General features: G+C 54.0%; 11 protein-coding genes. 10 read left to right on the forward strand and 1 reads right to left on the reverse strand.

Annotated elements, in window-relative coordinates:
- Window positions 1-33: 33 nt before the first annotated feature.
- The 7 genes from ispF to rpoS are packed head-to-tail and all read left to right on the forward strand — an operon-like array spanning window position 34 to window position 5478.
- The gene (ispF, locus tag LQ901_RS02270; protein ID WP_010864361.1) at window positions 34-516 is read left to right on the forward strand and encodes a 2-C-methyl-D-erythritol 2,4-cyclodiphosphate synthase; all 483 of its coding nucleotides are present in this window, start codon (window positions 34-36) and stop codon (window positions 514-516) included.
- Window positions 509-1555, forward strand: a complete 1047-nt coding sequence (truD, locus tag LQ901_RS02275; protein ID WP_225624430.1) for a tRNA pseudouridine(13) synthase TruD — start codon at window positions 509-511, stop codon at window positions 1553-1555. The genes ispF and truD overlap by 8 nt, the downstream gene beginning before the upstream one ends.
- Entirely contained in the window at window positions 1536-2285 is a 750-nt protein-coding gene (surE, locus tag LQ901_RS02280) for a 5'/3'-nucleotidase SurE (protein WP_152136416.1), read from the forward strand. The genes truD and surE overlap by 20 nt, the downstream gene beginning before the upstream one ends.
- 2 nt (window positions 2286-2287) lie before the next feature.
- Entirely contained in the window at window positions 2288-2917 is a 630-nt protein-coding gene (locus LQ901_RS02285) for a protein-L-isoaspartate(D-aspartate) O-methyltransferase (protein ID WP_047709004.1), read from the forward strand.
- Window positions 2914-3489 carry a YqaA family protein gene (locus LQ901_RS02290; RefSeq protein WP_010864357.1) on the forward strand — a complete coding sequence of 192 codons (576 nt, stop codon included), beginning with the start codon at window positions 2914-2916 and terminating at the stop codon, window positions 3487-3489. The genes LQ901_RS02285 and LQ901_RS02290 overlap by 4 nt, the downstream gene beginning before the upstream one ends.
- Window positions 3490-3504: 15 nt before the next feature.
- Window positions 3505-4440 (forward strand): murein hydrolase activator NlpD, encoded by a 936-nt coding sequence (gene nlpD / locus LQ901_RS02295; protein WP_010864356.1) that lies wholly within the window; start codon window positions 3505-3507, stop codon window positions 4438-4440.
- Between the two features lie 54 nt (window positions 4441-4494).
- Window positions 4495-5478, forward strand: a complete 984-nt coding sequence (gene rpoS, locus LQ901_RS02300; RefSeq protein WP_010864355.1) for an RNA polymerase sigma factor RpoS — start codon at window positions 4495-4497, stop codon at window positions 5476-5478.
- A 258-nt stretch (window positions 5479-5736) separates the two neighbouring features.
- Here the strand turns inward: rpoS and mutS are convergent, their stop codons facing one another.
- Window positions 5737-8310, reverse strand: a complete 2574-nt coding sequence (gene mutS, locus LQ901_RS02305) for a DNA mismatch repair protein MutS (protein WP_152136415.1) — start codon at window positions 8308-8310, stop codon at window positions 5737-5739.
- A gap of 303 nt (window positions 8311-8613) precedes the next feature.
- Here mutS and pncC point away from each other — a divergent pair, with 303 nt between their 5' ends.
- From pncC to LQ901_RS02320, 3 genes are all read left to right on the forward strand, one after another.
- On the forward strand, window positions 8614-9102 hold the full coding sequence (gene pncC, locus LQ901_RS02310; protein ID WP_039045159.1) for a nicotinamide-nucleotide amidase: 489 nt from the start codon (window positions 8614-8616) through the stop codon (window positions 9100-9102).
- Between the two features lie 78 nt (window positions 9103-9180).
- A complete protein-coding gene (gene recA / locus LQ901_RS02315) occupies window positions 9181-10245 on the forward strand; it encodes a recombinase RecA (protein WP_039045158.1) in 1065 nt (354 codons plus the stop codon).
- Window positions 10246-10253: 8 nt separating this feature from the next.
- The gene (locus LQ901_RS02320; protein WP_370586127.1) at window positions 10254-10796 is read left to right on the forward strand and encodes a regulatory protein RecX; all 543 of its coding nucleotides are present in this window, start codon (window positions 10254-10256) and stop codon (window positions 10794-10796) included.
- Window positions 10797-10858 lie beyond the last annotated feature (62 nt).

Below are 10858 nucleotides of genomic sequence, written 5' to 3' on the forward strand. Positions count from 1 at the left end.
ACGACGGAACACAACGCGTGAGGAGAGCGAAATATGCGTATTGGACATGGTTTTGATGTACACCGATTTGGCGGCGAAGGCCCGATCGTAATTGGTGGCGTGACTATTCCTTATGCTCAGGGTTTGCTGGCGCACTCGGATGGCGATGTGGCGCTGCATGCGCTGACCGACGCTCTGCTGGGCGCTGCTGCGCTCGGTGATATCGGCCACCTGTTCCCAGACACCGATCCGGCCTATAAAGGTGCCGACAGTCGTGGTTTGCTGCGTGAAGCCTTCCGTCAGATCAAAGCGCGCGGTTACCGCATTGGTAACGTGGATGTCACCATCATTGCCCAAGCGCCAAAAATGGCTCCGCACATTAGCGCGATGCGGGAAAATATTGCTACCGATTTAGAATGCGCACTGGAGTGCGTAAATGTTAAAGCAACCACCACCGAAAAACTCGGGTTTACTGGCCGTGGTGAAGGGATTGCCTGTGAGGCCGTTGCATTACTGCTGGAGAGTCATTGTGAGTGAGTGTTGCTATCTGCTGGGAAAACCGGCGCTGCGTGCCCGTCTGAAAGCCCAACCGGAAGATTTCAAGGTTGTTGAAGATTTAGGTTACGAGTTTGCCGGTGAAGGCGAGCACGTCATGGTGTATGTGCGCAAAACCGGCTGCAACACCAAGTTTGTGGCAGAAAAGCTGGCTCAATTTGCCGGTATTCCTGCGCGTAACGTGGCGTATGCGGGATTGAAAGACCGCAATGCGGTTACGGAACAGTGGTTTGGTCTGCATATTCCAGGCAAAGTGACGCCAGATTTTAGTCAATTTGCGCTGGAAGGCTGTGAAGTGGTGCAAGTGGTTCGCCACAACCGTAAGGTGCGCACCGGCGCTCTGCGCGGTAATCACTTTACATTGCTGCTGCGTGATTTGACGCCGGATGCCGCCCTAGAGCAGCGTCTGCAAGCCATTGCCGAGTCTGGGGTACCCAACTATTTTGGCGAACAGCGTTTTGGCCGTGATGGCAACAACCTGCAACTGGCTTTACGCTGGGCGCGTGGTGAAGTGAAGATTAAAGACCGCAACAAGCGCAGCTTCTGCCTGTCTGCGGCGCGCAGTGAACTGTTTAACCGCATCGTCAGTGCCCGTATTGAGCAAGGTTTGCAGCAGCAAGTGCTGGAAGGCGATGCCCTGCAACTGGCGGGTCGCAACAGCTGGTTCGTGGTGACGCCTGAAGAGCTGGCAGCATCGCAGCAGCGTTTGCAAGAGCGTGATGTGAATATTACCGCGCCGATGGTTGGCGATGGTGAGCTCGGCTCTCAAGGTCCGGCGCTGGCATTAGAGCAAGCGCAACTGGAAGGACAAGATGATCTGCTGGCTCTGCTTAAGCGTGAGCGTTTAGAGCCGGCGCGCCGTGCGCTGCTGGTGGTACCGCAAGAGCTGCGTTGGAGCTGGCTGGATGAGGGCCTGCAATTGCAATTTTTCCTGCCAGCGGGCAGCTACGCAACTAGCGTGGTGCGTGAAATTGCAATAGTCGACGAGGAAGGAGACGGGCATGCGGATTCTGCTGAGTAACGATGACGGCGTTACCGCCCCCGGTATCCAAGCGATGGCGGCCGAGCTGCGCAAATTTGCTGAGGTGACGGTAGTCGCGCCAGATCGTAACCGCAGCGGCGCCTCCAACTCATTGACGCTGGAAATGCCCCTGCGTATTCAAAAGCTGGCCAATGGCGATTTTAGCGTGCGCGGCACCCCGACCGATTGCGTGCATCTGGCGGTGAATGGCCTGATGGCGCCGCTGCCAGATGTCGTGGTGTCAGGCATTAATGCCGGTCCCAATCTGGGCGATGATGTGATCTATTCCGGTACCGTTGCCGCCGCCACCGAAGGGCGGCATATGGGCTATCCGGCACTGGCGGTATCGCTCAATGGCACTACCCACTATGAAACTGCGGCGGTGATCACCGCCCGTTTCTTGCGTGCCTTGCAGCGCCGCCCTTTGCGCACCAATCGGATCTTGAATATCAATGTGCCAGATGTGCCATTGGATCAAATCTGTGGCGTGAAAATTACTCGCTGTGGTCATCGTCATCCAGCCGGTAAAGTGATTTGTGAAAAAGATCCGCGCGGCAATGATATTTATTGGATAGGCCCCGTACCGGCAGCCAAAGATGCGGGTGAGGGAACCGATTTTCACGCCGTGGAGAACAATTACGTCTCCGTGACCCCACTGCATGTGGATTTAACGGCGCACCAGAGTCTGGACACGCTGACGGAGTGGATGGAAAACAGCGGAGAGTGGTAAGGATGATAAAGTCAGTCGAATTATCTCGGCTACTCATCAGACTGAAAGAACAGGGAATCAGGGATGAACAAGTGTTACACGCACTGGCCTGTGTTCCCCGGCACCGTTTCATTGATGAAGCACTGGCTCACAAAGCTTATGACAACACGGCGCTGCCCATCGGCGCCGGACAAACTATCTCGCAGCCCTATATGGTGGCGAGAATGACCGAACTGCTGGAGCTCACGCCCCAGTCGCGGGTATTGGAAATCGGTACCGGCTCAGGCTATCAGACCGCCGTTCTGGCACATCTGGTGGAGCGCGTGTGTTCGGTGGAACGGATTAAAACGCTGCAATGGCAAGCCAAGCGACGTTTTAAACAGCTTGATTTACATAATATTTCTACCCGTCATGGTGATGGCTGGGAAGGGTGGTCGGCACGGGCACCTTTTGACGCCATTATCGTGACCGCAGCCGCGACCGAAATTCCACAGGCCTTATTGGGTCAGTTGGCGGAGGGCGGGCGCTTGGTGGTGCCTGTTGGCTCGCATCACCAAGAGTTACAGCGGATCCGACGGGTACATAATCAGTTCCAACGGGAACATATTGAACAGGTGCGTTTTGTACCGTTAATACAAGGAGAATTGGCTTGAAATTGTTTGGCGCGGTTTATGATAAAGTCATGCTGTGGTCCCGCCATCCGAAAGCTGAATGGTGGCTGGGCGGATTGAGCTTTATCGAGGCCATCTTTTTCCCTATTCCACCCGATATTATGCTGGCGCCGATGTCATTATCTGCCCCGCAGCGCGCGGTGCGTTATGCATTATTAACGGCAATTACCTCGGTATTAGGCGGTATTGTCGGCTATGCTCTGGGATATTATCTGTTTGATGTGATCCAGCCCCTGATTGCGCATATGGGATATCAGGCTAATCTGGATAAAGCCATGCAGTGGTTTAGAGAGTGGGGCGTACTGGTCGTTTTTATTGCCGGTTTTTCTCCCATCCCTTATAAAGTATTTACTATAACTGCCGGCTTATTAAAAATGGCCTTCTGGCCTTTTGTCGCTGCTGCGCTGGTTTCCCGTGCTGCTCGCTTTTTATTAGTTGCGCTGTTAATGGCGTGGGGCGGCAAACGAATGGAAGCCCAACTGCGTAAATATATAGAAATTCTAGGTTGGGGTACTGTGGCGCTGGCAGTGCTCGTGTATTTGATATATCGCTGAATTTTAGGTGAAAGGATGATTTCAGGAAGCCTAAACAAAACCCTGTCCAAGGCGGGTATTTGCTCTTGCTTATTATTAGCGCTCGGGGGATGTACAACATCCGAAACCGGCCCGGCGCCGGTCTCTTCGGCGACGTCTGATGATGGGAATTACAGCTCATCACATAGCGGTACGCCGGATTATCGCCGGATCCAAAAAGGCAGCTATACCGGTACCACCTATCAGGTGAAAGACGGTGAGACACTGTTCTACATTGCTTATATTTCCGGTCGTGATTTTCGCGAACTGGCCTCGGCCAATAACATCGCGCCCCCGTATACCATCTATCCAGGACAAGTGATCCGCTTGTCGGAAGGTGGCAGTGGTAGCTATGCAACTCCTCCGACCAGTATCGTCTCATCACAAAGTCCTATTGAACCGGTTGCGGTTAAGAATTACTCTGGCTCAGAGGGTAAACAAAATGTTAATCGCAAGCAGGGGGAACTGCAGATTACTGAGACCGTTGTCTCACGTAAGCCGCAGACACCACCACCGGCAAGTGCCACCAGTAGCGCAAGCAGCAGTGTTGGCAATGCTGCAGTAAGCAGCTGGCGCTGGCCGGTACAGGGCACCGTGATTGACTCTTACTCCTCGGCTGAAGGGGGTAACAAAGGGATTGATATTGCCGGGCGTCGTGGTCAACCAATTTATGCCACCGCGCCAGGTAAAGTGGTGTATGCCGGTAATGCGTTACGTGGATACGGTAATCTTATTATCATCAAACACAACGATGATTATCTGAGCGCCTACGCCCACAACGATACATTACTCGTGAAGGAGCGGCAGGAAGTCAAAGCCGGTGAACAGATTGCGACAATGGGTAGCTCGGGTACCAGTTCAGTTCGACTGCACTTTGAGATCCGCTATAAAGGCAAATCTGTAAACCCGTTAGGATACCTTCCTAAGCGTTAAGCGGGCAGAGCGGGTTGTACTGCTTCGTATTTCTCTATCATGAGGGAATGAAGTATGAGCCACACCAATACTGCAGCAGAAGAACTGCATGAATTTGAGTTTGAAGAAGCCAGCCTGGAAGAGCTGGAGTCCGAAGCGTTCGAAGAGGCCGTTGATGAGGATGTCGAGGCCGATGAACAGTTTCCTCATATTGATGCGCAACGTGTTCTGGATGCAACCCAGCTCTACCTCGGAGAAATTGGCTTCGCGCCGCTGCTGACGGCAGCCGAAGAAGTCTATTTCGCCCGGCGTGCTCTGCGCGGCGATCTGGCAGCCCGTAAGCGTATGATAGAAAGTAATCTGCGTTTGGTGGTCAAGATCGCCCGTCGCTATGGCAATCGGGGCTTGGCACTGCTCGACCTGATCGAAGAGGGTAACCTCGGATTGATTCGGGCGGTGGAGAAGTTTGATCCCGAGCGTGGCTTCCGTTTCTCAACCTATGCCACATGGTGGATCAGGCAAACTATCGAACGGGCGATTATGAATCAGACCCGTACTATCCGTCTGCCAATTCATGTCGTCAAAGAGTTGAACGTCTATCTGCGTACCGCGCGTGAGTTAGCGCACAAGCTAGAGCACGAGCCGACCGCAGAAGATATTGCTGCGCTGCTCTCCTGCCCAGTCAGTGATGTTAGCCGCATGTTGCGCCTGAATGAGCGCATCACCTCAGTAGATACACCGATTGCCGGTGACTCGGAAAAAGCGCTGTTGGATATTCTGGCCGATGAAAAAGATCAAGGGCCAGAAGAAACTACCCAAGATAACGACATGCACCACAGCATCATCAAGTGGCTGTATGAGCTCAATCCAAAGCAGCGCGAGGTGTTAGCGCGTCGTTTTGGTCTGTTGGGTTATGAGGCGGCAACGCTGGAGGATGTGGGCAGTGAAATTGGTTTGACCCGTGAGCGGGTGCGCCAGATTCAGGTTGAAGGTCTGCGGCGGTTGCGTGAGATCCTGACCCAGCAAGGGTTGAGTATCCATGCGCTATTTCGTGAGTAGTCTCGCGAATGATGTGAATAGTGTCGTGAGTCGTTTGTGAAGCACACGCCAGAATATAAAAATCCCCGCTCAAGAGCGGGGATTTTTTTGTGCCGACAATTCAGCTCTGCTAGAGAGGCGTCGTTAGGTTATTACGCTAAACAATGCCTATCTCAGCCCCTTATCGCCAATTCCCAGTTATCAATTCCCAGTTATTGAAGCCATCATTTTCTATGGGTGTCTTCGCACTGAAAGATCATGGCCGCGTTACGCGCGGTATTACAGCATCGCTTTGAGACGATACAGCAGATCCAAGGCTTGGCGCGCACTCAGATTATCTGGATTTAACGCTTCTAACTCGTCAATCACTGGATGCGGCAGCAAAGAGAGCTGAGGCGCTGCGGCGGCAGAGCTTCCAACCGATGCATTGGCGGCGCTTTCTGGCTGTGGTTGGCTTTCCAGTTCATGCAGCTTTTGCCGTGCGCGGCGGATCACATCGCGTGGCACCCCGGCTAGCGCTGCGACCGCCAGACCATAACTTTTGCTTGCCGCCCCTTCTTGCACCGCATGCATAAAGGCGATGGTTTCGCCGTGTTCAACCGCATCCAAATGCACGTTGGCCACGCCTTCCAGCCGTTCTGGCAGCGCAGTTAACTCAAAGTAGTGGGTGGCAAACAGGGTCATGGCTTGAATGCGCTGGGCCAGCGCTTCGGCGCAGGCCCAAGCCAGCGACAGGCCATCATAAGTAGAGGTGCCTCGGCCAATTTCATCCATCAATACCAAGCTGTGCTGGGTCGCATTGTGCAAAATATTTGCAGTTTCGGTCATCTCCACCATGAAAGTCGAACGGCCGGAGGCCAAATCATCGGCGGCACCGACTCGGGTAAAGATCCGATCGACCGGCCCAATCACGGCGCTTTCTGCGGGCACGAAACTGCCGATATGCGCCAGTAACACGATTAGCGCGGTTTGACGCATATAGGTGCTCTTACCGCCCATGTTCGGACCGGTAATGATCAACATGCGACGCTGATGATTGAGCTGTAACGGGTTGGCGATAAACGGCTCACGCAGCATTTGCTCGACCACCGGATGGCGACCATTTTCGATGGCGATCCCCGGTTGCTCACTTAATTGTGGGCAGTGATAATCCAGCGAATCAGCGCGTTCGGCGAGGTTTGCTAGCACATCCAGCTCGGCCAGCGCGGCGGCACTTTGCTGCAACGCCGGTAGATGTGGCAGCAGCAAATCAAACAGCTCTTCGTACAGGCTCTTTTCCAAGGCTAGCGCTTTGCCCTTGGCGGTCAAAACCTTGTCTTCGTACTCTTTGAGCTCTGGAATGATGTAACGCTCGGCATTTTTCAGCGTTTGACGGCGGATATAGTGCGCAGGCACATGCTCACTTTGGCCACGGCTGACTTGAATGTAGTAACCGTGTACCGCGTTGAAACCCACTTTCAGGGTATCCAGACCAAGGCGCTCGCGCTCACGGATTTCCAACTGCTCCAGATAGGTGGTTGCGCCATCGGCCAGCGCACGCCATTCATCCAGCTCAGCGTTATAGCCTGGCGCCAGCACACCGCCATCACGGATCAATACTGGCGGGTTTTCAATCACGGCGCGCTCAAGCAGCGCACACAGCTCAGCAAAATCACCGATTTGCTGATTTAAATTTTGCAGTGGCGCACAGGTCAGCGCTTGCAGCAGTTGATTGATGTGCGGCAGCTGCTGGAAGGCATTGCGCATTCGCGCTAAATCGCGTGGACGAGCGCTACGCAGCGCCAAACGAGCCAAAATGCGCTCCAGATCGCCGATTTGGCGCAGCAGCGGTTGCAGCTCGCTCACCAACATCTCGTGTTGTAGCGTGCGAATGGCTTCTTGACGGTGGCTTAAGATCTGCCGATTACGAATCGGTTGATGCAGCCAACGTTTGAGCATCCGGCTACCCATCGCGGTCACGGTTTGATCCAGTACCGAAGCCAGCGTGCAATCGGTGCCGCCGCTCAGATTTAAGGTGATCTCCAAGTTACGGCGGGTCGCCGCATCCATGATGATCCCATCTTGTTGGCGCTCCATGATCACGCCACGAATATGTGGCAGGGCGGTGCGCTGGGTGTCTTTAACATACTGTAGCAGACAACCGGCGGCGCGCAGGCCGGCATCGGCCTGTTCTACACCAAAGCCGGTCAGATCGCGCGTGCCAAATTGCAAATTGAGCTGTTGGCGCGCGGTATCAATTTCAAACTCCCATAGCGGACGACGACGTAGGCCTTTACGGTTTTCAATCAATGCGGTGTGAGGGAAATCTTCGGCATACAGCAGTTCAGCCGGATTGGTGCGTTGCAGCTCGGCTAGCATCGCATCGGTGCTATCGGGCTCTGACAGCAGGAAACGGCCGGAGCTGATATCCAGCGTGGCATAGCCGAATTTATCACCGTGGGCGCAGATTGCCGCCAGCAGGTTATCCTGCCGCTCTTGCAGCAGTGCTTCGTCACTGACGGTGCCGGGAGTGACAATTCGCACCACTTTACGCTCGACCGGACCTTTGCTGGTGGCCGGATCGCCAATCTGCTCACAGATAGCCGCCGATTCGCCGAGCTGGATCAGCTTGGCCAGATAGCCTTCAATCGAATGGTGTGGCACGCCAGCCATCGGGATCGGTTCACCCGCCGATTGACCACGCTTGGTCAGCGAGATATCCAACAATTGCGACGCCAAGCGGGCATCGTCATAAAACAGTTCGTAAAAGTCACCCATGCGATAAAACAGCAAAATATCGGGGTGCTGCGCTTTGAGGCGCAGATACTGCTGCATCATGGGGGTGTGGGCATCAAGGTTCAGGCTGTCGCTCATAAGAGTTATCTTTTTAACGTCATCAGGTGAACAAAACCGCGCGCCGCAGGCAACATGGCTTCAGTGCGCGATTTAAAATACGGATAGGTCGGCAAGGTGCCTTGTTCTGCAGGCAAGCTTATATGAGGGGCAAAGGCGCTGGCAAACCTTATTATGTCCTTATTATATAGACTGGGCATATAACCTGAGCGCGCTTAAGCGGTATGGCCATGTATACATTATGGATAACTGCGCCGCATCGCCCCCGAGCCTAAGCGCTTGGGTTACACTGGCAATACAGGGTGAAAAAATCTGGGGAAAGGTATGTATCAGAGTTTGTTATCACTGAGCGAAGCGGTGGGTGCCCGTTTAACCCAATTGGGCTGGAAAATTGCCGCCGCCGAATCGTGCACCGGAGGCGGGATCATGGCCGCGCTTACGGATATTGCGGGCAGCTCGCAGTATGTAGAGCGCGGTTTTGTCACTTATACCAATCAGGCCAAGCATCAGATGTTAGGAGTCTCTTGGCAGACGCTGGATACCTATGGCGCGGTCAGTGAACCAACGGTGTGCGAGATGGTACATGGCGCGCTGCTGGCGTCAGAGGCTGACGTGGCAATTGCGGTGAGCGGGATTGCAGGCCCCGGTGGCGGCAGTGAGAGTAAACCGGTCGGTACCGTGTGGTTTGCCTTTGCCAGCCGTAGCGGGCGCACCTTAGCCTGCCATCAACTTTTCTCTGGCGATCGGCACGCCGTTCGTGAGCAGGCGGTGCATTTTGCATTGCAAACCCTGTTAAATGAGTTTCTCTTTTAAACAGGGCTTGATACTGTATGACTATACAGTATACTGTTCGGCATACAACGCGTGACTGATTTCGTGGGGATAAGAGTAATGGACGAGAACAAACAGAAAGCCTTGGCCGCAGCGTTAGGACAGATTGAAAAGCAATTCGGTAAAGGCTCTATCATGCGTCTGGGTGATACCAAGACGTTAGATATCGAAGCAATTTCTACCGGCTCTTTGGGTCTGGATATTGCGCTGGGTATTGGCGGTCTGCCGACCGGCCGTATTGTTGAAATCTTTGGTCCGGAATCGTCCGGTAAAACCACCCTTACTCTGTCTGTTATCGCTCAAGCGCAAAAGTGCGGTAAAACCTGTGCTTTTATCGATGCTGAGCATGCGCTGGATCCGGTTTACGCCGCCAAACTGGGGGTGCAGGTTGATGATCTGCTGATCTCTCAGCCAGATACCGGTGAACAAGCACTGGAAATCTGTGATGCACTGGTTCGTTCTGGTGCGGTCGATGTGATCATCGTTGACTCCGTGGCCGCACTGACACCAAAAGCCGAAATTGAAGGCGAGATGGGCGACTCTCACGTTGGTCTGCAAGCTCGTTTGATGTCACAGGCGCTGCGTAAGCTGACCGGTAACATCAAGAGCGCCAACTGCTTAGTGGTCTTCATCAACCAGATCCGCATGAAGATCGGTGTGATGTTCGGTAACCCAGAAACCACCACCGGCGGTAACGCACTGAAGTTCTACGCCTCTGTTCGTCTGGATATTCGCCGTGTTGGCGCTATCAAAGAAGGCGATGAAGTGGTCGGTAACGAAACTCGCGTGAAAGTGGTGAAAAACAAAGTATCGCCACCGTTCCGTCAGGCCGATTTCCAGATTATTTATGGTGGCGGGATCTCGAAAGAGGGCGAGCTGATCGATCTGGGCGTGAAGCACAAGCTGGTGGAAAAATCCGGTGCGTGGTACAGCTATCAGGGCGAGAAAGTGGGTCAGGGCAAGGCCAACTCGATGAAGTACCTGCAAGAGCATCCAGAAATTGCGGCTGAGCTGGATAAAAAACTGCGTGAAATGCTGTTAAGTGCGGCGGCGACTTCTGCGGAAGCGCAAGCGAACAACGATGGCGATGACGAGTTTGGTCCAGATGAGGACGAAGCATTCTGATGAATGCCATGCTACTGAATCACGCGCTGCGTCTGTTGGCGCAGCGTGAACACAGTGAGCAGGAATTGCGCCGCAAATTAGCGGCGCAATTTGTTTCTGCCGCAACCTCCACCGATGACGAGGGGGCGTTTACCCACGCACGGCGTGGCGCCAAGCGCTCGGCGGCCAAACCGGCGCTGCAATTTAGTCGCAGTGAATGGCCGGCTACTCCCGAGGCCTTTGCCACTGAACTAGAGTTGGTGATCGCGCACTGTGTGCAGCAAAAATGGTTGGATGACCAGCGTTATGCGGGCATGTTTTTGCGCAGTCGTAGCCAAAAAGGCTATGGGCCACGGCGTATCGAACAAGAGCTACGCCAACGCGGAGTGCCCAGTGAGGCCATCACCCAAGCTCTGTTTGATTCTGATATCGATTGGAGTGCGCTGGCGGCACGGGTAGCCGAGCGACGTTTTGGTTCGCCGCTGCCGACCGAGCGATTACCACGCAGCAAAGTGATCCGATTTATGCTGTACCGCGGTTTTTACCAAGAAGATATTCAATCTCTGTGGTAAGCGTCAGCGACAACATCCCTCTCGCTTACCAACGCTTGTCCTCATTTTCTCCTCATCTTTGC

The sequence above is a fragment of the Plesiomonas sp. PI-19 genome, from assembly GCF_021368255.1.
Lineage (GTDB): Bacteria > Pseudomonadota > Gammaproteobacteria > Enterobacterales > CAMTGL01 > Plesiomonas > Plesiomonas shigelloides.

Coding starts and splice junctions, on each gene's coding strand:
- ispF (WP_010864361.1), top strand. CDS start 34: ATGCGTATTGGACATGGTTTTGATGTACACCGATTTGGCGGCGAAGGC.
- nlpD (WP_010864356.1), top strand. CDS start 3,505: ATGATTTCAGGAAGCCTAAACAAAACCCTGTCCAAGGCGGGTATTTGC.
- recA (WP_039045158.1), top strand. CDS start 9,181: ATGGACGAGAACAAACAGAAAGCCTTGGCCGCAGCGTTAGGACAGATT.
- pncC (WP_039045159.1), top strand. CDS start 8,614: ATGTATCAGAGTTTGTTATCACTGAGCGAAGCGGTGGGTGCCCGTTTA.
- mutS (WP_152136415.1), bottom strand. CDS start 8,310: ATGAGCGACAGCCTGAACCTTGATGCCCACACCCCCATGATGCAGCAG.
- surE (WP_152136416.1), top strand. CDS start 1,536: ATGCGGATTCTGCTGAGTAACGATGACGGCGTTACCGCCCCCGGTATC.
- rpoS (WP_010864355.1), top strand. CDS start 4,495: ATGAGCCACACCAATACTGCAGCAGAAGAACTGCATGAATTTGAGTTT.
- LQ901_RS02320 (WP_370586127.1), top strand. CDS start 10,254: ATGCTACTGAATCACGCGCTGCGTCTGTTGGCGCAGCGTGAACACAGT.
- LQ901_RS02285 (WP_047709004.1), top strand. CDS start 2,288: ATGATAAAGTCAGTCGAATTATCTCGGCTACTCATCAGACTGAAAGAA.